Raw genomic sequence first — 22,646 nt, 5'->3', positions numbered from 1 at the left:
AGTGTGAAACGGTTTTCGGAAAAGATGCGCTTTAAAACAAGCAGCGAGCGACAAAAAATCCGATGAATATTTGTCTGACCTATCGCATTGAGACAACCGGCAGCATCGAGCAGATGGCGGCCAAGATCGCGAGCGATCAGTCGACCGGCACTTTTGTCGCCCTCCCCGGCGAAACAGAAGAACTCAAAGCCCGCGTGGCAGCGCGGGTGCTGGAAATTCGTCCGCTTGAAAATGCAACTGCGCCAGCATGGCCAGAGCTTGAGGCCGGACACGGCCCTATCAAACGCGCCGATGTTGATATTTCTTTCCCGCTCGATGCCGTCGGTACCGACCTTGCAGCTTTGATGACGATTGCCGTGGGCGGTGTATATTCGATCAAGGGCATGACAGGCATCCGCGTCGTCGATATGAAGCTGCCGGAAGCATTCAAAAGCGCGCATCCCGGACCGCAGTTCGGTATTACCGGAAGCCGCCGCCTGACCGGCGTTGAAAAGCGTCCGATTATCGGAACAATCGTCAAGCCAGCGCTGGGTCTGCGTCCACATGAGACGGCAGAACTTGTCGGCGAACTGATCGAATCCGGTGTCGACTTCATCAAAGATGATGAAAAATTGATGAGCCCGGCCTATTCGCCGCTCAAAGAGCGCATCGCCGCCATCATGCCGCTTATTCTCAACCATGAGCAAAAGACCGGCAAGAAGGTCATGTATGCTTTTGGCATTTCCCATGCCGATCCCGATGAAATGATGCGTAACCATGACATGGTGCTTGAAGCTGGCGGTAACTGCGCAGTCGTCAACATCAACTCGGTCGGTTTTGGTGGCATGAGCTTCCTGCGCAAGCGTTCTGGACTTGTGCTGCACGCACACCGCAATGGCTGGGATATTCTGACCCGCAATCCGGGCGCTGGCATGGATTTCCGCGTCTATCAGCAGTTCTGGCGGCTGCTCGGCGTCGATCAGTTCCAGATCAACGGCATCCGCGTGAAATATTGGGAGCCGGACGAAAGCTTCGTCAATTCATTCAAGGCAGTCAGCACGCCTCTGTTCACGCCTGCCGATTGCCCCCTTCCTGTCGCGGGTTCGGGCCAGTGGGGCGGACAAGCCCCCGAAACCTATGAGCGCACAGGGTGTACAACGGACCTGCTCTATCTTTGCGGCGGCGGCATTGTCAGCCATCCGGGCGGACCGGCGGCTGGCGTTCGCGCGGTGCAGCAGGCCTGGCGAGCAGCAGTCGCTGGCATCCCGCTCGAAACTTACGCAACGGACCATCCCGAACTTGCGGCTTCAATCGCAAAATTCGGGAAGGGAGGCGAATAATGGCCAACAATCTTCTTCTGTCTTATTACGGCGACGATCTCACCGGCTCGACGGATGTAATGGAAGCCATGGCTTCCAACGGCGTCGATACAGTTCTGTTCATGAACGTGCCGGATGAAACGCTGCTTGCGCGCTTCTCGCACTGCAAGGCAATCGGACTTGCAGGCACCAGCCGCAGCGAAACGCCAAAATGGATGCAAGAGCATCTCACTCCCGCTTTCAGCTGGCTGAAAAGCCTCAATGCGGCGATCGCACACTATAAGGTCTGCTCGACATTTGATTCTGCACCCCATGTCGGCAATATCGGCAAGGCAGTCGAAATTGGCAAAACCATCTTCAATCAGGCCTATGTGCCATTGGTTGTCGGTGCGCCGCAGCTCAAGCGCTACACCTCATTCGGAAATCTGTTTGCCGCCTATCAGGGCGAAACCTATCGCATCGACCGCCACCCGGTCATGAGCCGTCATCCGGTTACACCAATGCATGAGGCTGATCTTCGCTTGCATCTGGCACAACAGACCGCACTAAAAACAGCACTTGCCGATCTGGTAACGCTTGCAGCACATGACGCAAATGATCGCGTCAACGCCATTGCCGAGAATGCCGACGGCATGTTGCTGCTCGACGTCGATAGCGTTGAAAGCCAGTTGCAGGCAGGCGAACAGCTCTGGCATTTGCGCTCCCGTGACGGCTGGTTCGTTGCTGGCTCGTCGGGCGTTGAATATGCGCTTCTGGCCGCTTGGGCCAAGGCCGGACTGATCGGCGCTAAAAAAGAATTCCCGCTTCCCGGCAAGGCCGACCGTATTGCGGTGGTTTCAGGCAGCGTTTCGCCAACAACCGAACGCCAGATCCGTCATGCAACCGCATCCGGCTTTACCGGCATTGATCTCAACCCGCTCGATCTGCTTGGCGAAAATAGCAATCAAGCAATCGAGACAGCCATTGCTGAAGGCCAGAAAGCGCTCAAGCAGGGCAACAGCGTAATCCTCAACACCGCGCTCGGCCCTTCGGCTGATCGGGGTGCAGAAATCGATAAGATCGCAGGCAGCCGTCACACACTGGCACGCAGCCTCGGTTTCATCCTCCGCAGCCTTGTTGAGCGCGAACAACTGACACGCGCAGTCATTGCAGGCGGCGACACCTCCAGCCACGCATTGCGTGAGTTGCATGTTGATGCACTCACCACGCTTTTGCCGCTTCCACAAACACCGGGGTCGCCGCTTTGCACGGCACACGGCACTCACGCCGCCACCAACGGTCTGCAAATTGCCCTCAAAGGCGGACAGGTCGGTTCTGACGGATATTTCAGCCAGATTCGCGACGGGCTCACCGCCTGAATCTGGAATACTCATTGACTGGTCATACCAGTTAAGATACCAAAACTACGGGAAGGAATTTCAATCATGACAGCTATTGCTCTGTTTGGCGCAGGCGGCAAGATGGGTTACCGTCTGGCCAAGAACCTCAAAGGTTCACGCTTTGACGTACGCCATATCGAAGTCAGCGACGCAGGCAAGGCACGCCTGAAAGACGATCTCGGCATCGATACCGTCGATGCTGATGCAGGTCTTGAAGGCGCTGAAGTCGTCATTCTGGCTGTTCCAGATACCATCATCGGTAAGGTTGCAGCAGGCATCGTCGACAAGCTGAAGCCAGGCACCATGGTAGTTGCGCTCGATGCAGCAGCACCATTTGCCGGTCACCTGCCGGACCGTGCAGATCTCACCTATTTCGTGACGCACCCTTGCCATCCGCCGATCTTCAACGACGAAACCGACATGCAGGCAAAGAAGGACCACTTTGGCGGTCTGTTTGCCAAGCAGCACATCGTTTCCGCTCTCATGCAGGGTCCGGAAGAAGCCTATGCGCTCGGCGAAGAAGTCGCCAAGGTCATCTGGGCTCCTGTCATGCGCTCGCACCGCGTAACCGTTGAGCAGCTTGCAATTCTTGAGCCCGGCCTTTCGGAAACCGTTGCTGCGTCGCTGCTTGTTGTCATGAAGCAGGCCATGGACGAAACCGTTCGTCGCGGCGTCCCTGAGGAAGCCGCTCGCGACTTCCTGCTCGGCCACATGAATGTTCTGGGCGCCGTCATTTTTGGCGAAGTACAGGGCGTGTTCTCGGATGCCTGCAACAAGGCAATCGAATTCGGAATTCCTGCGCTGATGCGCGACGACTGGAAGAACGTTTTCGAACCTGAAGAGATTGCAGAAAGCATTCGTCGTATCACGTAATAACTATTGGGGAGAGCGCAAGCTCTCCCTTCACTGCCTCTTGGGAAATGGGGCTTCAATTGGGAGGAAAACATGAAGTTTACACGTAGGACAATTGCGCGCGGATTTGCGGTCGCAGCTCTTTCGGCCACTTTGGCAGGCGGAGCGGTCATGCCGGCTTGGGCGGCAGACCTTATCGCAATCATCACACCATCGCATGACAATCCATTTTATAAGGCTGAAGCCGTTGGTGCGGAAGCCAAGGCTAAAGAGCTGGGTTACGACACGCTGATCCTTCAGCATGACGACGATCCGACCAAACAGTCGCAGCTCGTTGATACGGCCATTGGCCGTGGTGCCAAGGCTATCATCCTCGACAATGCCGGTTCGGAAGCATCGATTGCAGCCGTTCAGAAGGCCAAGGACGCGAAGATCCCTTCGTTCCTGATCGACCGTGAAATCAATGCCTCAGGCGTTGCCGTTTCGCAGATCGTTTCCAACAACTATCAGGGCGCACAGCTCGGTGCAGAAGAGTTCGTCAAGCTGATGGGCGAAGCTGGCAATTATGTCGAGCTGCTCGGTCGTGAATCCGATCTCAATGCAGGTACCCGTTCCAAGGGCTATCACGATGTCATTGATGAATATCCAGACATGAAGATGGTAGCGCAGCAGTCGGCAAACTGGAGCCAGACTGAAGCCTTCACCAAGATGCAGAGCATTCTTCAGGCAAACCCAGAGATCAAGGGCGTGATCTCCGGCAACGACACCATGGCCATGGGCGCATGGGCAGCACTTGAAGCTGCCGGTCGCAAGGACATTATCGTTGTCGGCTTCGACGGCTCCAACGACGTCCGCGATTCCATCAAAGCCGGTGGCATCAAGGCAACCGTTCTTCAGCCGGCCTATGCCCAGGCACAGATGGCGGTCGTTCAGGCTGACGAATTTATCAAGACCGGTAAGGGTCCTGCTGAAGAAAAGCAGCTGATGGACTGCGTCCTCATCAATCCTGACAATGCAGACAAGCTCGAAACCTTCGCTTTGAAGGACTAACTCCCAAGGCTTGCGATGCCGGGAGCGCAGTTAAAAAGCGCGCTCCCGGTAATTCCTAAAGTACGTCGCGTTCAACCATATCCGGACGACGCGCTTTAATACCGAGGATAGATTCATGTCAGTGCTGAAGTCAGCTTCCATTATCCTGCTGGCCTGCGGTGTCGCGCTTTCGGGCTGCAAAATTATCAAGACGCCAACAGCAGAAGAAGCCGCCGAAGCACGCGGCGATAATTTCAATCCCGATCGTTCGGTTGCCGACGTCTGGGATTCAAAGGTTAAACCGTTTTTTGCCGAAAAAACTGCAACACTCGACGAAGTGATACAGGCCACCAATGCTGATGTTGATGCAGCAGGTGAGAAATTCGGTCACCGCGAAAAACAAGGCAATGCCCCATGGACTTTTGCAGCCAAGCTTGAAGGTACTGTGGTTGCCGCTGAAACAAAGTCACGTGCCGCTTATGTCGATGTCGACAGCAACGGCGACGGCAAGGCCGATGCGCGCGTACAGATCGGGCCGACGGTACGCGGGAGTTCGATCCGTGACAGCCTGCCCTTCGTGAGTTTCAACGAATTTCGCAACCAGATTGACTGGGCGCAGTACGGCAAGGCTTTCAACACCCGCATCAACGACGATGTGCTGTCAAAGCTGCCGCGCGAAAATCTGGTCGGCATGAAGGTGAAAGCTGAAGGTGCCTTCCCTCTGCCATCGAAGGGGCAGCTTCCGCTTCTCACCCCCGTTTCCATCTCTGTGGAGAAATAAATAATGGAAACGGAATTGAACGAGAAAAACGACATCGTCCTCAAGCTAGAGGATGTTTCCAAGGTCTATTCGGGCATTGTTGCGGTCAAGCGCGCCAATCTTGAATTGCGCCGTGGCTCGGTCAATGTGCTTGTCGGTGAAAACGGCGCGGGCAAATCCACGCTGATGAAAATCATCGCTGGCGTTGAACGCCCTACCATGGGGAAGATTATTCTCGACGGCGAGGAAGTGTCGTTCGACAGCCCTGCCGCCGCGCAAAAGCGCGGTATCGCGATGATCTTTCAGGAGCTGAACCTGTTTTCAAACATGTCGGTTGCAGAAAATATCTTTGCCACCCGCGAAATCATGCGCGGTGTGCGCGGCATTGATCATCAGGCACAGGTTGTAAAAGCCAACGAATATCTCGACCGGCTCGATGCTGGCATCAGTGCAAATACGCTTGTCGCCGATCTGCCAATTGGGCAGCAGCAGCTCGTAGAAATCGCCAAGGCGATCTCCATTGATGCGCGTATCGTCATTATGGATGAGCCGACATCTGCGCTTTCCGCAGCCGAAGTCGACATTCTTTTCAAGGTCATTGCCGAGCTGAAAAGTCAGGGCGTGGCAATCGTCTACATCTCGCATCGTCTGGAAGAGCTGATGCGGATTGGCGATTACATCACGGTTCTGCGTGATGGGAAAATCACCGGGCAGGAAGAAATCAAGAATATCGATACGCAATGGATTGTGCGTTCGATGATTGGTTCTGATGCCAAGGATTTTGCCAAACCTGTTACCCATAAAATCGGTGCAGAGCGGTTTCGTGCCGAAAACATCACCCTACCCCGCCCAACCGGCGGACTGGCAGTCGATGATGTTTCGCTAAGCGTGCGTGCAGGTGAGGTTCTGGGCATTTATGGCCTTATGGGCGCAGGGCGTTCCGAGTTCTTCGAATGCGTGATGGGCCAACACGGACACTCCACCGGCACAATCTTTATCGATGGTCAGCAAGTGAAGGAGCGTGACACCACCCGTCGTATTCGGCGTGGCCTTGCTCTCATACCAGAAGATCGCCAGCGCGAAGGCCTGGTGCAGATATTGTCTATTGCCAGCAACCTGACATTGGCGAGTCTTGACCGTCTGGCGCGCTTCTTCCACATCGCGCCAAAGCGTGAAAAAAAGGCCATCCAACAGGCCATCAAAGACCTTGCTATCAAGGCACCAAACCCGGAATTTGAAGTTACTTCAATGTCGGGGGGCAATCAGCAAAAGGTGGTCATCGGCAAGGCGTTGATGACCAATCCAAAAGTGCTTCTGATGGACGAACCATCGCGCGGCATTGATGTGGGTGCGAAGGCTGACGTCTTCCGCACCATGCGCAGGCTTGCCGCCGAGGGCCTTTCCATCCTCTTTTCAACCTCTGATCTGGAAGAAGTCATGGCGCTCTCCGATCGCATCGCGGTGCTCAGCAATGGGAAGCTGATTGCCATATTCGACCGCGACAAAGCGACGGAAGCCGACATCGTTGCCGCTTCGGCCAAAGGCCACGGGCATACGCATGACAACGACCACAACAAACAAACAAGGGAACTCGCGTCATGACAGCCAACACAACGGCGGCGGCCACTGACTCAGCCTTTAACAGCGGCTCGGCCCTGCTAACACTGATGAAACTGAGAACCTTCATCGCGCTTTTCGCGGTGTTCATCTTCTTCTCGTTCGCAGCACCAAACTTCCTTTCTGCCGCGAACCTGATCCTGATGTCGAAGCACGTCGCCCTGAACGCATTTCTTGCGATGGGTATGACTTTTGTCATCATCACAGGCGGCATCGATCTCTCGGTTGGCTCCATTGTTGGACTTTGCGGCATGGTCGCCGGTGGCTTGCTAATCTATGGCATCGACCTCGGTGTCGGCTACACGATCTATTTCAACATCATTGAAATATCGCTTATCACTTTGGCTGTTGGTGTCGCAGTTGGCTTCATAAACGGGCTATTGATAACCAAGCTGAATGTCGCGCCGTTCATCGCGACACTCGGCACCCTTTATGTGGCGCGCGGCTTGGCTCTTCTGTCCTCGGACGGTCAGACCTTCCCAAACCTGGTGGGTCGTGAAGACCTCGGAACAACCGGATTCGCATTTTTGGGCTCAGGCAGCATTCTCGGTCTTCCGGTGTCGATCTGGATTCTGATCGTTGTTGCCCTGGTTGCGGCGTACATTGCGCGTTACACACCACTTGGCCGTCAGATTTTCGCAGTCGGCGGTAACGAACGTGCAGCACGCATGTCAGGCATCCGTGTCGATCGCGTAAAGATGTTCGTTTATATGTTTTCGGGCTTCTGTGCGGCGATTGCTGGCCTCATCATTTCGTCTGAGCTGATGTCGTCGCATCCGGCAACAGGTAACTCGTTTGAGCTAAACGCCATTGCGGCGGCAGTTCTCGGCGGCACCTCAATGTCTGGCGGGCGCGGTACCATTGGCGGTACGATCATCGGTGCATTCGTTATCGGAATTCTCTCCGACGGTCTGGTCATGATGGGCGTTTCGTCCTTCTGGCAGATGGTTATCAAAGGTCTTGTCATCATCATTGCCGTGGTGGTCGATCAGGCACAGCGCCGCCTGCAGCAGCGCGTTACACTCATGCAAATGGCAAAAGCGGGTTAAAAATGGCAGAATTGAATGGCGCTCTCATCGGTTGCGGTTTCTTCGCAATCAACCAGATGCATGCATGGAATGACGTTTCGGGTGCCAAAATCGTGGCAATTTGCGACCGCGATCCTGAGCGGTTGAAGATGGTCGGCGACCAGTTTGGCATCGAACGCCGCTACACGGATGCGCAGGCGCTGTTTGCGGATGGCGGCATCGATTTCGTCGATATCGCCACCACGGTTTCAAGCCACCGTGCGCTGGTGGAACTTGCTGCCGCCCATAAGGTGCCAGCAATCTGTCAGAAGCCCTTTGCCAAGGCACTCGATGATGCAAAGGCCATGGTGAAAGTCTGTGTTGAAGCAGGCATTCCGCTTATGGTGCATGAAAACTTCCGCTGGCAGACACCTATTCAGGCGGTCCGTAAAGCGCTTGATAGCGCTGCAATCGGAACACCGTTCTGGGGCCGCTTTTCATTCCGCTCAGGCTTTGATGTTTTCTCCGGCCAGCCTTATCTGGCAGAGGGCGAGCGCTTTATCATCGAAGATCTCGGCATTCACACGCTGGATATTGCACGCTTCATTCTGGGTGATGTTACGAGCCTCGTCGCACGCACAAAGCGCGTTAATCCCAACATCAAGGGCGAAGACGTGGCGACCATTCTCATGGACCATGAAAATGGCGCTACTTCCATTGTCGACGTGAGCTATGCCACCAAGCTCGAAACCGATCCTTTCCCGGAAACGCTCATTGAACTTGATGGTACCGAAGGCTCGATCCGTCTTTATCAGGGCTATCGTTTTGAAGTGATTACCCCTTCTGGCACCACAGTTTCCGATGTTTCGCCAAAACTGCTCTCATGGGCCTCGCGTCCATGGCACAATATTCAGGAAAGCGTCTTTGCCATTCAGCAGCATTGGGTCGACAAGCTTGCATCCGGTGAAGAAACGTCGACCTCGGGTGCTGATAATCTTAAGACCTTCGCGCTTGTTGAAGCCGCCTATGACAGTGCGGCCAGCAGTAATCGAGTTGATGTGACGGCATTGCTCAAATGAGCAGCGTCGATCCCTTCCTGCTGTATGGAACGCGTGAAGCTGAAACCTCGCCTCAGCATCTCAAGGCAGGTTTGCTTTCAGTTGATCTGAGCGATGGCAATCTACGAACTATCAAATATGATGGCGTCGAGGTTCTGCGCGCTGTTTCCTATCTGGTGCGGGATCGAGACTGGGGAACCTATAATCCGGAAATCCATGATCTGAATGTTGAGCAAAACGACAGCGGTTTCATCGTCACCTATCAGGCACGTTGCGAAGGCCCAGATGCGACCCAACTCACCATTGATGTTCGCATTCAGGCAGAGATTGGCGGCACGCTCACTTTTGATGCCGTAGCGAATACAGCAACAGGCTTTGAAACCAACCGTTGCGGCTTCTGCATTCTGCATCCAATCGTCGGCGTGGCAGGCTCGCCTGTTAGCGTCGAGTACGTCGATGGAACGCTCAACCAAACCCATTTGCCCGACCTGATCGAGCCATGGCAGCCTCTTATGGACATGCGCGCTATCACCCATGAGGCTATCTCCGGCGTTTCAGCCGAGTGCCGTATGGAAGGCGATACTTTTGAGATGGAAGATCAGCGCAACTGGTCTGATGCATCTTACAAGACCTATGTGCGTCCGCTGGCTTTGCCATGGCCTTACCAGATCGAAGCCTCCAAGCCTCAGCATCAGCGCATCGTGCTCAGTATTCGCGATAAACGCAAAGCAGCGTCACAAGCGGGCACGAATGCGGAGCCGGTGAGCATCACGCTCGGCGACCTAAGCGGCAGGATGCCAAATATCGGCATCATCATCACGCCAGAAGAAGCCAAGGCCAGTTTAGCTGCAACAGAGCTACTTCAGGAAATAGCCCCGCAAGATTTGTTATTTCATTACGATCCTTTGGCCGGACACGATAGATCAGCTTTCATCTACTTTGCAGCTCATGCAGCTCGACATGAAGGGCGCGTTTCGCTTGAAATTGCATTGCCTTGTGCAAAGTCTCTGATCGATGAAATGAACGAGATTGCAGCAGACATGAAAGCGGCTGGCTTTACCCCAGATGCGGTCATTGTTTCACCGGCCATAGACCGACAATCGACGCCTCCCGGAAGCGAATGGCCGCCCTGCCCGCCGCTTGAAGATGTTTATGCGGCAGCAAGAGCAGCATTTCCCAATGTGCGTCTCGGCGGTGGAATGCTGAGCTATTTCACTGAGCTAAATCGCAAGCGTGTTCCGGGTGAGCTTGTTGATTTTGTCACTCACTGCACCAATCCAATTGTCCATGCAGCCGACGACTTGAGCGTCATGCAGACACTGGAGGCGCTGCCTTTCATCACCCGTTCTGTGCGTGCCATCTATGGCGACAAGCCCTATCGGATTGGACCGTCTACCATCCCTATGCGTCAGAATCCCTATGGAAGCCGGACGATGGAAAACCCGAGTGGCAAACGTATCGCCATGGCCAATCGCGACCCGCGCCATAATGGAAAATTCGCGGAAAGCTTTGCAATGGCCTATGCCATATCTGTGCTGAATGCTGGCCTCGATAGCCTGACACTTTCCGCCCTCACCGGCCCGTTCGGGCTTGTTGCGGGCGAAAACGAACCGACAGTTGCTGGCGGCAAGCGTCCTTTGTTCAACGCTGTAAAAGTGCTTGCACAGCTTGCCGGGAAAAACTTCAAGCCGTGCCAGTCTTCGCGTCCATCGGACGTTCTGGCAATGGCGGTGGAAGAGAAGACCGTCTGGCTGGTCAATATCACACCGCATACACAGAACGTGGTGGTTGCAGGCAGCAAAATAATATCATTGCTGCCCTATGGCGTACAGTCGAGCGTGATCTAAAAAACGAGCCGCTGGCCCGTTTTTATTTAGGTGCTTGGATATTGAGTATCCGTCACATGCTCCATCCAGTCGACAACCTTGCCGTCGAGCTGTTCCTGCATTGCGATATGGGTCATCGCATTTTTCGGTGACGCGCCGTGCCAATGTTTTTCACCCGGTTCAAACCAAACAACATCGCCGGGCCGAATTTCCTCAATCGGTCCGCCCTCACGCTGCACCAACCCCAAACCAGCGGTAACAATCAGTGTCTGTCCCAGTGGATGCGTGTGCCAAGCGGTCCGTGCACCCGGTTCAAATGTCACGGTAGCGGCTGCAGCGCGCCGCGCGTCATTGGGCGAAAACAACGGATCAATGCGAACCTTGCCCGTAAACCATTCTGCGGGTCCAACACCGGATGGTGTCGATCCATTTCTTTTGATATCCATAGCGTTCTCCTGTCAGCGCATAAGATAGCGTCGTGACCTTGCAAAGAAATAGCAAAACGCCGATCAAATGACCGGCGTTTATCAACTTGATTTGAATGTTTTAAAGCATGTTTCCCAAAAGTGGGAACCGGTTTCGGGGCAAAGACATGTACCGTGTTCTAGCGGCGTTTCGCTGGCTGCTCGCCAAGCTTCATGCCGTGACGTTTTGAAAGCTCAGCAATAACAAGCTCAAGCTCCTGCGCCTTGCGTGCAGCGTCCCAGCCAAATTCGACTCCAAGAATATCAGCAATTGCGGCCAGATTGGCATTTGACAGCGCGCCATCAATTGCCAGTGTCGTGCGTCGCAGAACTACGTCGGAGAGATGCACGACCAGCTCATTGCGCGCAATCCACGCTATTTCCGCACGGCTTATGCTGTCTGTGTCAGGCAGAAGGGTAACGCCAACTTTTGCTTCATCCGCAATGATAGGCAAGGCCGTGGTGCCATAACGCTTCAAAAGCGTCTCGACGCGTTCGGCTGCAAGCCCAGTTTCCTTGGCCTGCTTCGCCACCCATGCGGCGCGTGCACGCTCGTCTGCCGGGTAATCCTTGCCGCCACCAATCGTCAGAGTGCGGGTTGATTTGAGACGCTCGCGGCCAAAACGTTTGAGCACAATATCTGCTACTTCTTCGGCAAAGCCGCGGAACGTCGTCCACTTACCGCCAACCAGCGAAATGATCGCAAACGGACGGCCTGCATCTGGCTCGATAACCGGTGCGGAATGATCGCGACTGATGAGCCCCGGCTCCGACGCATTCGAGGCAGGCAGCGGACGAATGCCGCTATAGGTGTAGACGATCTGGTTACGGTCGAACTTCAGCTTCGGCAGCAGCGAGCGCAGGCTCTCGATGAAGTAATCGATTTCCTTGTCTTCCGCGAAAACCTCATCCGGATTGTTTGCCGGTATGTCAGTAGAACCCACGAGCGCCAGACCGTGATAATCATAGACGAGGCAGATACGACCATCATCGGCCTCGAAATAGATCATGCGGCCCTTGAGGCTTTTCACCAGGTCTGGGTGATCGATCAGGATATGCGAGCCCTTGGTGCCGCCGATCATCTTGGTTTCTTTACCAAGCGCCGCGTTGACATGATCGATCCACGGACCAGCCGCATTGATGACGAGCTTAGGTTTAACCGCGAAAGTCGCCCCATCCGGCCCTTTAAAACTTACTACGCCGTCGTTGGCTGCAACAATTGCTGTGAAATTGGCTGCTGCACTTTTCGGGTTAGCCTTCAAACCATCGCTGACAAGCTCATAAACCAGACGTTCTGGTTTGCTGACCCATGCATCATAATAAATGCCACCAGCCACTATGGATGGTGTCATGTAAGGCATTTCCTTCAAGGCACTCTTTTTGAAGAGAAAATTATGTTTTGGCATAACGCGTTCCCGCGCACCAAAATAATCGTAAAGTCCGAGACCGATTTTGATCAGCACGGCACCACGGCTACGTGGAGCAGTGGTTGATCCAAACAGAGTCCTGAGCGCTGCGCTAATACCCTTGGTCCACGAAAAGACCGGAATGAAGGTAGGCAGCGGCTGGACATTATGCGGCGCATTTTTCAGCAAGATATTGCGCTCGACCGTTGATTGAGCAACCAGACCAAATTCACCGGTTTCCAGATATTTTAGGCCGCCGTGAATGAGGCGCGAAGGAGCGGCACTTGTGCCCGAACCAAAATCGCCTTTGTCAACGATAAAGCAGCTTACGCCCTGTTCGCTCAAATCGCGATAAAGGCCCGCGCCATTGATGCCTGCACCCAGAACGAGCACATCAACACCGTCGGCTTCGAGTTGGTTGATACGGCTCTTCATTTGGCTACTGCTTACGAAATCGTTCATTTCACTGTCTTTACTTCGTCATCGCGCAAACGAGCGCGGCATATTTCAATCTGTTAAGGCGTCGATCTTGGGCCAGATCGGTCCAAGCGCAGATGCGATTTCTTTGAACAAAGCATAGCGCTTTTCATATTGCTCGCTGCGTGCAGCATCCGGGATATAGGTTCGGCCAATCGCATCAAGATCACGCGGATCGCTGTAAACATCGGCGAAAACGCCTGCGCCCTTGCCTGCACAAAGAGCAGCGCCCCATGCAGCCGCTTCGTCCGTATCAGTAACTGTGACCGGCATACCCAGCACATTGGCAAACATCTGCGCGAATGATGGGCTGCGCGAAACACCACCTGTCAGGCGCGCTGCGGAAATTGCAAAGCCGTCTTTCAAATGATCGACATGGATACGGTGGTTAAAGGCAATGCCTTCCCAGACTGCGCGCAGCATATCGCCACGTTCCTGCCAGCCGCGAAGACCAAAGAACGCGCCACTTGCCATCGCACCATAAGGCGAGCCAAACAAATAAGGATGGAATAGCGCTGTCGAAGGCTTGGCCAAAGCGGCATCGATTTCCGGGCGCAACATGTCGTGGATCGACCGACCGGTTTCCGCCGCTTCACGCCGCTCTGCCGGGCAGAGCTTGTCGAGGAACCAATCGTAATTTGCGGTAGAAGCCGGCGAAATGGACATGTTGTTCCATTCACCGGGCGCAATGCCATTGCGGCAGAACCAGCTCTTATCAACACGGGGTTCGGACGACAGCGTTTCATTGATCGAATAGGTGCCAGCGACGACCGCAACCGTGCCGATCTTGAGGCCGCCAACACCAAGCGCCGAGGCGGTTACATCATGCAGACCACCAACAACGGGTGTCCCGGCGACAAGGCCGGTTCGGCTTGCACATTCCTGAGAAACGCCACCGACAATTTCGTCGGAGCGCGACATCGGAGGCAATGCATCCCACAGCGCCTCAAGGCCAAAAAGCTTGAGCGCTTCCAGCGAATAGTCCTGTTTTTGGTAGTCGGTGAAAGACGTCGATGCCTCGGTGCGATCAGTACCAACTTCTCCCGTGAGACAGAAACGCAGCCAATCCTTGCAGGCAATCACATGCCCGATACGATCATAACGTTCCGGCTCGTTTTCCCTGACCCACGCCAGAATAGCAGAAGGAGCAGATGCATGCGGCAATTGCCCGGTGACGGCAATCGACTGGTCTGCAACTGCGCTGTTTAACCAGCGCTCGGCAACGTCAACCGCCCGGCTATCGAGTGACAGGATACCCTTGCCGAGTGGGCGCGCATCGTGATCGAGCATATAGATCCCATCGCCATGGGCTGTAGTGGCAATGGCGAGAATGTCGGATGCAGGACGTCCACTTTTTGCAATGGCCTCGGCAATTGCATCGGCAGTTGCATTCCAGAATTCATCCATATCGCGCTCGACATGGCGCGGCTGCGGGAAGGATTGCGCAACACGGCGACGAGCGACAGAAAGCGTTGTGCCATCAATATCGAACAATACGGCTTTGGTGACGGTCAGTCCGCTATCAATTCCCAACAGAGACGGCATGGATCGTATTTCCTGATATGTATGCGATGAGCGCGTCCCGAAAAGTGTAGAACCGGTTTAGGACTAAGATGCGCGTTAAACTCTCAAGCGTTTAGGCTTATTCTTTTGAACCGCCCGAGCGGGCGACGACGACATTAATTCCCTGCGCCTGCATGCGTTCGATATGCGCGAAAGGCGTCTCCTCATCGACAATCACAACGTCGAAATCAGTAAGCGCTCCGAAATTATGCAATGCGCGGCGCTCGAACTTTGTGTGATCAGCAAGCAGCACGCGCTTTGCTGCACAATCAAGCATGGCGCGCTTGGTTTCGACCATTTCCGGCGATTGGTGAAACAGCAGATCGTCGGTGATGGCCGCGATCGAAATGAATGCCACATCCGCACGAAGGCGGCGAATTTCATGAATGGTCATGCCGCCAACAAAGGCGTTGCACCAGTTATAAAGCTGTCCACCGAGACCAAGCAGCGTGACATCTTTGATGTCGCGTACTTCATTCATCAGGATTAGCGAATTGGTAATGACAGTCAGCGGTCCCTTGCCGGGCAGGTAAGGCACCATCTGAAGAACAGTTGTGGAGTCGTCGAAGAAGATGGCCTGGCCCGGCTCTACAAACTGCATCGCGGCTTCCGCGATCAGCTTTTTCTCTTCGGACTGACGTGCAACGCGATAAAGGTCGCTCGCTTCAATGAGGCTTGTCGGTGCGGCAGAAACAACGCCGCGCGCCTTACGAAACAGACCGCGACTGACGAGTTCGTCAACATCTCTGTGCGCAGTCATCAGGCTGATGCCGAAACGTTCGGTCAGATCTTCGATCCTTACCGATCCTTCGGACATAATCATTTCAGCAATCTGCTGGCGGCGAACCAACTGACGTGCGTGCCGGCTATCGTTCGGCACCTGCTCTGTCATCAGGTTGTCTATGCTTGCTTTGTTGCTTGTGACCATGCTTACCACTCGTCCCCAGCCCGCTCAGTTTATTGACCGGTCCCGATTCATAGCATCGGTACGAAAAATGCGGAGAGGAGCGCGAGATCAAGCCCGCGCCCCATCTTGTCAGGTCTTACTGTTCCAGAACGAAAGGAGCAGTGTACTTGTCTACATTGTCCTTGGTGATCAGGAAGCAATCGAAAAGCTGCTTTTCCTGGTCAACACCGGTCTTGCCGGTCTTGATGAAGTTGTCGGCCTGCTTAACAGCAGCTTCCGAGAAGATCGCAACTGGCTGCAGAACGGTGTACTGAAGTTCACCGGCCTTGATGGCTGCAACAGCGTCCGGCGAACCGTCGAAACCGCCAACCTTAACCTTATCCAGCTTGCCAGCCTTCTTCAGAGCAGCGATTGCACCGAGAGCCATTTCGTCGTTACCGGAGATAACGCCGATGATGTCTGGGTTTGCCTGAAGCAAAGCCTGCATCTTGTCGTGACCCTGAGTACGGTTCCAGTTGGCAACATCCTGACCAGCCTTTACGAGGTCTGGGTACTGCGAAAGAACGGTTTCATAGCCGTTCGAACGAGTGGCGGCATTGTTGTCCGACGGCGAACCGAACAGCTCAACATACTTGCCTTCTTCACCAACGCTCTCAACCCACTGCGTTGCACCAAGTGCAGCACCCTGTGCATTGTTGGAAACGAGCTGTGCCTTTGCGAGGCCTTCCTGATTGATTTCAGCGTTTACGAGGAACACTGGAATACCAGCTGCAACAGCGCGCTTAACCGCACCGACCGAGCCGTCAGCATTGGCCGGATCAAGAATGATCGCGACCGACTTGTTGGTGATCGCGGTGTCGATCAGGTTGCTTTCGGTGTTGGTGTCGCCCTTGTGACCACCAACAACTGCCGAATAGCCGAGGCCTTCAGCGGTCTTCTTGGCGATTTCGCCTTCGGTGTACCAGTATGGGTTCGAAGGATCGTTGACCACGATTGAGATCAGACCTTCGGCCCAAGCCGAGCTGGCAATAAGCGGCAGTGCTGCAGCAGCAGCAAACAGAACGCGCATACCCTTCTTAAACATGTCTCACTCCCGTAAAATTATCGTTGAGTTATGCCGGTTGCCCGGCGTTACCATTTCCAGTGGGCGAAATTTCAAACTGATATCGCCGTCTTGGAACCTTTCGATACCCCCGAAGAACCAGCTCCGCCCGGAACGGTGGGCGGAGCCGTAATTATCAACGCCGGGAGTATTGAATGCTGTTGAGCAGAACTGCGAGCACGATAACCGCACCGGTAAAAACAGTCTGCCAGTAGGATGATACGCCGATGATCACGAGGCCATCGGAGAGGAAGCCGATAACGAAAGCACCCAGAAGCGTACCCTGAATGGTACCGCGGCCACCCGTCAGTGCTGCGCCGCCGATTACGACTGCGGCGATAGCCGTCAGTTCGTAAGTGGTGCCGGCGGTTGGGCCTGCAGAAGTCAGCTGTGAAGACAGAACCAGACCAGCGATTGCGGCACAAATGCCAGAGATCACATAGACCGAGATCTGTACGCGCTTGACCGGAACGCCGGAAAGTTCAGCTGCGCGTTCATTACCACCGGACGCATAGAGCCAGCGGCCAAATGCCGTGCGGTTAAGCACGACTGCAACGATGATGGCGAGGACAGCCAGTACCAGCACGCCAATCGGCACACCAAAAAGCGTATTGAAGCCGAGCCACTCAAAGCCGGTATTGCCGAGTTCCGGGCGCCCCCCGAGATTGTTGTAGGTGAGACCATTGGTCATCAGAAGTGCCACACCGCGCGCGCAATACAGTACGCCGAGCGTTGCCACGAAGGCCGGAACGCGCAGATAAGCAATCAGAACACCGTTGATGGCGCCGACAAATGCACCCAAAGCACAGGTGATGAGGACAACCGCCCAAATCGGGAAATAGAGAATGATACCCAGTTCCGAAAGGTTCACACCTTGCATCAGGAAGCCAGCAACAACACCTGCAAGACCGAGTGTTGAACCGACCGAAAGATCGATACCGCCATTGAGGATAACCAGCAGCATGCCAATTGCCAGCAGCCCGAAAATGGCCACATGCGATGACATGATGAGGAAGTTATTGACGGTGAAATAATAAGGCGAAAGGAACGAGAAGACCGCGATAATCGCGATTAACGCAAAGAACGCACGGCCTTCGAGCAGCAAATGCACGATGCTGGTTTTGCGCTTTGTCCCAGTGGACGCCGCCTTTTCTTTTGTGCTCGTGACTGACATTCTATCAGTGCTCCATAATCAACAGCATTTGCGGGCGGTAAGACCGAACCGATGCTCTAACTCTTTGTTTTAACCCATAACCTTGTCTGAAAAGTCCAACGACGTTTCAGGATTATGCTCTGGCATTTTTCGCATTATCCAACGCAAAACCGCGTCACACTTTTGCTGGAAATGCTTTAGTGACCAACCATAGACTCGCCCGAGGCGGCCATGATCTTTTCCTTGGAGACATCAGAACCGAATTCGGCGGAGATGCGTCCACGGTGCATAACGATGATACGATGAGCGATGCTGAGGCATTCGCCGACTTCAGATGTCGTGTAGACGACCGCAAGTCCATCTTTGGCCTTTTCAGCCAGCAGCTTGAACACTTCGGCCTTCGCACCAATGTCGATACCGCGGCTTGGCTCATCCAGTAGAATGACCTTTGGCTCAGTCGCCAGCATCTTGCCGATAACGACCTTCTGCTGGTTGCCGCCTGAGAGCGACCCGATTGCAGCGTCGCCACCGTCCGTCTTGATGTGAACATTCTTGATCGACTGATCGACGATGTTCTTCTCACGTTTCGTTGACGTGAAAAGGCCTTTCGTCATTTCGCCAATGCTTGCAAGCGAAAGGTTTCGGCCAACCGTCAAGGTCTGCACCAGACCGTCGCGCTGACGATCTTCCGGGACCAGGACCAGGCCTCTGTCGATGCGCTGTGCAATCGTGAGGCCAGCCACATCCTGTCCCTTGAGAAGAATGTTACCAGCACTGGCCTTGAGACGTCCTGCAACAGTTTCAAGCAGCTCGGTACGACCGGCACCCATCAGGCCATAGATACAGACGATCTCACCAGCGCGGACTTTCAGCGACATATTATCGACAAGTGCGAAATCGCCGCCTGTTGGGTCCTGAACCGTGAGGTTTTCAACCGAGAGAGCGACGTCGCCCCATTCGTAACCGGTCGGAGGCGAACCGAGATCGAAGTTCTCGCCAACCATGTTGCGAACGATCCATTCAAGATCAATCTCAGCACGCGGTGCATAAGCGGTCATCGCACCATCACGCAGCACCACGGCATGATCGGTGATCTGCAGGGCTTCTTCGAGATGGTGGGAAATGTAAACAATCGCCACGCCACGCGCTGTCAGATCACGAATGACCTTGAACAGCACTTCAACTTCCGATGCACTGAGCGCCGAAGTCGGCTCATCCATGATCAGAATGCGGGAATTGACCGAAAGTGCACGTGCGATTTCGACAACCTGCTGTTGGCCGAGACGAAGCTCTTCGACAGGCGTAAGCGGATCGATATCTTCTTCGAGTTCTGTCAGAAGTTCGCGGGTCAGGCGTTCTTCTTCCGCAAAATTGACACCGGTTGAACCGCGAATTTCGCGACCCATGAAGATATTGTCGCGCACATTCATATTGGGCGCGAGGCTCAGTTCCTGGTGAATGATCGAAATACCGCGATCGCGCGCTTCCGAGGAGGAATTGAACGAAACCGGCTCACCATCGAGAATAATCGTGCCAGAGGTCGGCTGAATAACACCCGACAGAACCTTCATCAACGTCGACTTGCCAGCACCGTTTTCGCCAAAAAGTGTGGTGACCTGACCGCGACGGATTTCGAAATTCACACCCTTAAGCGCGTTGATACGCCCATAAGCCTTCGCTACGTCATGTGCGGAAAGAACGACTTCGCCGTGCTTGCCTTCAATTTTGGTCTGAAGGGTCATTTTACTTCAAACCCCACTGGCGTAACCAGCCAGTTCTTCGGATTGACCAGCTTGAAAACGCCCGTCACCGACACTGTCTTGCCAACGAGATTGTTGACGTCAACACCTTCGAGAACCTGCTTCTTCATCTCATTGTTGAGAGCGGAACCTGCATTCTGGAATTCGATCTGATTCTTGAACTGACCAAATTCGATTGTGCCAGTTGCATCGCGCAAATCAGTACCGTTTACGGCCGGACCAGTCTGGACCCGGATTGCCATGCCTTCAGGGAAACCATCGACCTTGATGACATTATAGTTCGACTTACGCTCTTCAACGGTGCCCGTGAACTTGATCGAAATGACCGGGTTCACACTGCCAACACCATACTTCTTGCCAGCAGCATCCTTGTCAGCAGCAAGCGCGGTGCCAACTTCAACTGCATCGGCGGCGCGCTCTTCAACGCTTGCCTTAACTTTCGGAAATTCCGTAGCGCCATAGGCTTCAGGGGAGAATGCCTGCTGACGCACATCGGCATCTGAACCGATCTTCACGATCTTGGTGTCAAATCCAATCGCACCGACAACCACCACCGCAGCGACCACACTCCAAAGGACTGCGCGGTTCAGCTTGGCTGGCTTCTGTGAAACTTGATTAGCTTGTGTACTCATAATCAAACGCCTTCAGCAAATTCTGCCGGATTGTCGTTGTAAAAAACGGATTACGCCGCGGAACTTACACCGCTTGTAGATTGCACCCGCGATAAGGCACCCGGCCAGCGACGGCTAAACGGATTTTCGCGCAGGCGGCCATGGGAGTGAGAAATTCAATCATAACGACCTCCACATAGTTCCCTGGCTCCGACCCTCCGCGCAGCTTGGAAACAGATGCGCCGCAACCATATGCTATGATAGCGGCATGTTATCAACTTCAATAATCATGTTATAAACACCAATATCTGTCAATCAGCTGTTTTTGAAACCCGCCCCATTTCGCACAATTGCAGTCCAAAAACTCACAATAACGCAAGGGAATCCATCGTCAAAAGACAGCCTTAGATGATGAGCACAGCGAACCGACTTTGTTTCCATACAACTTCGTCCACACCGGGATTATCTAAATTTAGTGTTTCAAAACAGATATATAGCTTTCTTCTACCTCATATTCATTGCCGTAATACCGACGAAACCATATAAAAAAGAGCGAGATTGCAGGTCGAGAATTTCGCGGCAATCACCTTTTGTTGAAAAAAAATGCTTACCCACGAAAATTTTACAGACAGTTCGATACCGTTATGTTATCTCGATCATACGCAACAGCTCTTTTTCATTAAAACAAGAGCCGCGAGCGACAGAATTATAGTCGCGGGAGGAATCCAAATGTCCCTGAATGAGCACTTTGGGAAAGCGTATTTCAGTCATGCGTGGTAAGGGTGATATAATCATCGGTATCGACGCGGGCACATCCGTCGTCAAGGCAGTGGCGTTCGATCTTAGCGGTCGTCAACTGGAATCGGCGGCCGTCCGCAATACATACGAAACCGGAGAACATGGTGCCGCAACTCAGTCTTTGTCCCAGACATGGGAAGACTGCGTAAGCGCATTGCGCGGCCTGTCAGAAAAAGTTCCCGGCTTAAGCGAGCGCACTGCCGCTATTTCCGTCACCGGTCAAGGTGACGGCACATGGCTTGTTGGTCGCGACAATAAGCCGGTCGGCGATGCCTGGATCTGGCTCGACGCGCGCGCCGCCAATACCGTCACAAAACTTGCAGGAGGTCCGATGAACCGCGCGCGCTTTGAAGCGACCGGAACCGGCCTCAATACCTGCCAGCAAGGCACACAAATGGCGCATATGGACAGTTTCGTGCCGGAACTGCTCGATAATGCCGAAGTCGCCCTTCACTGCAAGGACTGGCTTTATCTCAACCTCACCGGCGTCCGCGCAACAGACCCCTCGGAAGCCAGTTTCACATTCGGCAATTTCCGCAATCGCCAATATGACGATGTGGTTATTGATGCGCTTGGCCTGAAAGAGCGCCGTGGGCTGTTGCCCGAAATCGTGGACGGCACACTGACACAGCATCCGCTATCCCCCGAAGCAGCAGCTGCGACTGGTCTTCTCGCCGGTACGCCGGTGAGTCTCGGCTATGTTGATATGGTCATGACGGCTCTTGGCGCTGGCGTTTATTGCGGCACCGCAGATGCCGGTTGCTCGACTATCGGATCGACGGGCGTGCATATGCGCGCAAAGCCAGTTGCCGACATTCACCTGAATGCTGACGGCACAGGTTATGTGATTGCGCTGCCAATCCCGGGTATTGTCACCCAGGTTCAGACCAATATGGGCGCGACGATCAATATCGACTGGATTTTGCAGATTGCAGCCGATCTCATGTCGACCGCAGACAAAAAAGTCAGCTTGAACGATCTGATTCCCCGTCTTGATGAGTGGTTCAATACGAGCCGCCCCGGCGCGTTGCTTTATCATCCTTATATTTCCGAAGCTGGAGAACGCGGACCTTTCGTCAACGCTTTTGCCCGTGCGGGCTTTATCGGCCTTTCAAGCCGCGACCGTTTCCCTGAATTGGTACGCTCGGTCGTTGAAGGTCTCGGCATGGCAACACGCGATTGTTATGCGGCCATGGGCGGCATGCCAGCGGAACTACGCCTGACAGGTGGTGCTGCACGTTCGCGTGCGCTTCGCAGCACGCTTTCCGCCGCAGTCAATGCGCCAGTTCGTGTCTCTTCGCGTGAAGAAGCAGGGGCCGCAGGCGCTGCGATGATGGCCGCAGTCGCAATCGGCGCTTATCCTAGCATGGATGATTGCATCGCAGAATGGGTCGCGCCTCTGCTGGGATCGGGAGAAGCGCCTGATGCCGCGCAGGCACAGCGCTATGAAGAGCTTTTCACCGCCTATAAGGACGCCCGACTAGCCCTGGCGCCCATCTGGGACAAGCTTGCAGCCGACAGATAATTCGACAATCGGCTGTAATTACATATTATTTTGCCGGAGTTCCGGCATCCGAAG

At 54.2% G+C, this 22,646-nt stretch carries 18 protein-coding genes; 10 read left to right on the top strand and 8 right to left on the bottom strand.

What is annotated here, in order from left to right:
- Positions 1 to 62: 62 nt before the first annotated feature.
- The 9 genes from oiaX (at position 63) to apnL (ending at position 10,847) form a co-directional block, all read left to right on the top strand.
- Complete coding sequence (gene oiaX, locus CES85_RS09465; protein WP_095445632.1) at positions 63 to 1,319, top strand: 3-oxo-isoapionate-4-phosphate decarboxylase OiaX; 1,257 nt, start codon at positions 63 to 65, stop codon at positions 1,317 to 1,319.
- Positions 1,319 to 2,656 carry a four-carbon acid sugar kinase family protein gene (locus tag CES85_RS09460; RefSeq protein ID WP_095445631.1) on the top strand — a complete coding sequence of 446 codons (1,338 nt, stop codon included), beginning with the start codon at positions 1,319 to 1,321 and terminating at the stop codon, positions 2,654 to 2,656. The genes oiaX and CES85_RS09460 overlap by 1 nt, the downstream gene beginning before the upstream one ends.
- A gap of 66 nt (positions 2,657 to 2,722) precedes the next feature.
- A complete protein-coding gene (locus CES85_RS09455; RefSeq protein WP_095445630.1) occupies positions 2,723 to 3,550 on the top strand; it encodes a phosphogluconate dehydrogenase C-terminal domain-containing protein in 828 nt (275 codons plus the stop codon).
- Positions 3,551 to 3,622: 72 nt separating this feature from the next.
- Positions 3,623 to 4,579, top strand: coding sequence for a D-ribose ABC transporter substrate-binding protein (locus CES85_RS09450; RefSeq protein ID WP_095445629.1), 957 nt, complete (start codon positions 3,623 to 3,625; stop codon positions 4,577 to 4,579).
- Between the two features lie 115 nt (positions 4,580 to 4,694).
- The gene (locus CES85_RS09445; protein ID WP_095445628.1) at positions 4,695 to 5,339 is read left to right on the top strand and encodes a DUF2291 family protein; all 645 of its coding nucleotides are present in this window, start codon (positions 4,695 to 4,697) and stop codon (positions 5,337 to 5,339) included.
- A 3-nt stretch (positions 5,340 to 5,342) separates the two neighbouring features.
- Positions 5,343 to 6,920, top strand: coding sequence for a sugar ABC transporter ATP-binding protein (locus CES85_RS09440; RefSeq protein ID WP_095445627.1), 1,578 nt, complete (start codon positions 5,343 to 5,345; stop codon positions 6,918 to 6,920).
- Entirely contained in the window at positions 6,917 to 7,984 is a 1,068-nt protein-coding gene (locus CES85_RS09435) for an ABC transporter permease (RefSeq protein ID WP_095445626.1), read from the top strand. Before CES85_RS09440 ends, CES85_RS09435 begins: the two co-directional genes overlap by 4 nt.
- Positions 7,985 to 7,986: 2 nt before the next feature.
- On the top strand, positions 7,987 to 9,021 hold the full coding sequence (locus CES85_RS09430) for a Gfo/Idh/MocA family protein (protein WP_095445625.1): 1,035 nt from the start codon (positions 7,987 to 7,989) through the stop codon (positions 9,019 to 9,021).
- The gene (gene apnL, locus CES85_RS09425) at positions 9,018 to 10,847 is read left to right on the top strand and encodes a D-apionate lactonase (RefSeq protein ID WP_095445624.1); all 1,830 of its coding nucleotides are present in this window, start codon (positions 9,018 to 9,020) and stop codon (positions 10,845 to 10,847) included. The genes CES85_RS09430 and apnL overlap by 4 nt, the downstream gene beginning before the upstream one ends.
- Positions 10,848 to 10,873: 26 nt before the next feature.
- Here the strand turns inward: apnL and CES85_RS09420 are convergent, their stop codons facing one another.
- The 8 genes from CES85_RS09420 to CES85_RS09380 all read right to left on the bottom strand — a co-directional run bounded on the left by CES85_RS09420 (position 10,874) and on the right by CES85_RS09380 (position 20,290).
- Positions 10,874 to 11,272 carry a (R)-mandelonitrile lyase gene (locus CES85_RS09420; protein ID WP_095445623.1) on the bottom strand — a complete coding sequence of 133 codons (399 nt, stop codon included), beginning with the start codon at positions 11,270 to 11,272 and terminating at the stop codon, positions 10,874 to 10,876.
- Between the two features lie 158 nt (positions 11,273 to 11,430).
- Positions 11,431 to 13,158, bottom strand: coding sequence for a glycerol-3-phosphate dehydrogenase/oxidase (locus tag CES85_RS09415; protein WP_095445622.1), 1,728 nt, complete (start codon positions 13,156 to 13,158; stop codon positions 11,431 to 11,433).
- A 45-nt stretch (positions 13,159 to 13,203) separates the two neighbouring features.
- Complete coding sequence (locus tag CES85_RS09410; RefSeq protein ID WP_095445621.1) at positions 13,204 to 14,718, bottom strand: FGGY-family carbohydrate kinase; 1,515 nt, start codon at positions 14,716 to 14,718, stop codon at positions 13,204 to 13,206.
- 97 nt (positions 14,719 to 14,815) lie between these two features.
- Positions 14,816 to 15,664: a DeoR/GlpR family DNA-binding transcription regulator gene (locus CES85_RS09405; protein WP_095445620.1), complete on the bottom strand. Its 849-nt coding sequence runs from the start codon at positions 15,662 to 15,664 to the stop codon at positions 14,816 to 14,818.
- A gap of 115 nt (positions 15,665 to 15,779) precedes the next feature.
- Positions 15,780 to 16,727, bottom strand: a complete 948-nt coding sequence (locus CES85_RS09400; RefSeq protein WP_095445619.1) for a D-ribose ABC transporter substrate-binding protein — start codon at positions 16,725 to 16,727, stop codon at positions 15,780 to 15,782.
- A gap of 154 nt (positions 16,728 to 16,881) precedes the next feature.
- On the bottom strand, positions 16,882 to 17,919 hold the full coding sequence (locus CES85_RS09390; protein ID WP_095445618.1) for an ABC transporter permease: 1,038 nt from the start codon (positions 17,917 to 17,919) through the stop codon (positions 16,882 to 16,884).
- A 176-nt stretch (positions 17,920 to 18,095) separates the two neighbouring features.
- A complete protein-coding gene (locus CES85_RS09385) occupies positions 18,096 to 19,640 on the bottom strand; it encodes a sugar ABC transporter ATP-binding protein (RefSeq protein ID WP_095445617.1) in 1,545 nt (514 codons plus the stop codon).
- The gene (locus tag CES85_RS09380; RefSeq protein ID WP_095445616.1) at positions 19,637 to 20,290 is read right to left on the bottom strand and encodes a DUF2291 family protein; all 654 of its coding nucleotides are present in this window, start codon (positions 20,288 to 20,290) and stop codon (positions 19,637 to 19,639) included. Before CES85_RS09380 ends, CES85_RS09385 begins: the two co-directional genes overlap by 4 nt.
- 748 nt (positions 20,291 to 21,038) lie before the next feature.
- On the opposite strand from CES85_RS09380, the gene CES85_RS09375 reads away from it, so the two are divergent.
- Complete coding sequence (locus CES85_RS09375; RefSeq protein ID WP_095445615.1) at positions 21,039 to 22,592, top strand: FGGY-family carbohydrate kinase; 1,554 nt, start codon at positions 21,039 to 21,041, stop codon at positions 22,590 to 22,592.
- The last annotated feature ends 54 nt before the right edge of the window (positions 22,593 to 22,646 follow it).

This window comes from Ochrobactrum quorumnocens (genome assembly GCF_002278035.1).
Taxonomy (GTDB): Bacteria; Pseudomonadota; Alphaproteobacteria; order Rhizobiales; family Rhizobiaceae; genus Brucella; species Brucella quorumnocens.
Note: the sequence above shows the minus strand (reverse complement) of the source record. Positions and strands in the feature narration are given on the sequence as shown.

Excerpts from the sequence above, each read along its gene's own strand:
- apnL (WP_095445624.1), top strand. The coding sequence starts at position 9,018 with ATGAGCAGCGTCGATCCCTTCCTGCTGTATGGAACGCGTGAAGCTGAA.
- CES85_RS09455 (WP_095445630.1), top strand. The coding sequence starts at position 2,723 with ATGACAGCTATTGCTCTGTTTGGCGCAGGCGGCAAGATGGGTTACCGT.
- CES85_RS09385 (WP_095445617.1), bottom strand. The coding sequence starts at position 19,640 with ATGACCCTTCAGACCAAAATTGAAGGCAAGCACGGCGAAGTCGTTCTT.
- CES85_RS09415 (WP_095445622.1), bottom strand. The coding sequence starts at position 13,158 with ATGAACGATTTCGTAAGCAGTAGCCAAATGAAGAGCCGTATCAACCAA.
- CES85_RS09410 (WP_095445621.1), bottom strand. The coding sequence starts at position 14,718 with ATGCCGTCTCTGTTGGGAATTGATAGCGGACTGACCGTCACCAAAGCC.
- CES85_RS09445 (WP_095445628.1), top strand. The coding sequence starts at position 4,695 with ATGTCAGTGCTGAAGTCAGCTTCCATTATCCTGCTGGCCTGCGGTGTC.
- oiaX (WP_095445632.1), top strand. The coding sequence starts at position 63 with ATGAATATTTGTCTGACCTATCGCATTGAGACAACCGGCAGCATCGAG.
- CES85_RS09435 (WP_095445626.1), top strand. The coding sequence starts at position 6,917 with ATGACAGCCAACACAACGGCGGCGGCCACTGACTCAGCCTTTAACAGC.
- CES85_RS09450 (WP_095445629.1), top strand. The coding sequence starts at position 3,623 with ATGAAGTTTACACGTAGGACAATTGCGCGCGGATTTGCGGTCGCAGCT.
- CES85_RS09390 (WP_095445618.1), bottom strand. The coding sequence starts at position 17,919 with ATGTCAGTCACGAGCACAAAAGAAAAGGCGGCGTCCACTGGGACAAAG.
- CES85_RS09460 (WP_095445631.1), top strand. The coding sequence starts at position 1,319 with ATGGCCAACAATCTTCTTCTGTCTTATTACGGCGACGATCTCACCGGC.
- CES85_RS09430 (WP_095445625.1), top strand. The coding sequence starts at position 7,987 with ATGGCAGAATTGAATGGCGCTCTCATCGGTTGCGGTTTCTTCGCAATC.
- CES85_RS09440 (WP_095445627.1), top strand. The coding sequence starts at position 5,343 with ATGGAAACGGAATTGAACGAGAAAAACGACATCGTCCTCAAGCTAGAG.
- CES85_RS09380 (WP_095445616.1), bottom strand. The coding sequence starts at position 20,290 with ATGAGTACACAAGCTAATCAAGTTTCACAGAAGCCAGCCAAGCTGAAC.
- CES85_RS09420 (WP_095445623.1), bottom strand. The coding sequence starts at position 11,272 with ATGGATATCAAAAGAAATGGATCGACACCATCCGGTGTTGGACCCGCA.
- CES85_RS09405 (WP_095445620.1), bottom strand. The coding sequence starts at position 15,664 with ATGGTCACAAGCAACAAAGCAAGCATAGACAACCTGATGACAGAGCAG.
- CES85_RS09400 (WP_095445619.1), bottom strand. The coding sequence starts at position 16,727 with ATGTTTAAGAAGGGTATGCGCGTTCTGTTTGCTGCTGCTGCAGCACTG.
- CES85_RS09375 (WP_095445615.1), top strand. The coding sequence starts at position 21,039 with ATGCGTGGTAAGGGTGATATAATCATCGGTATCGACGCGGGCACATCC.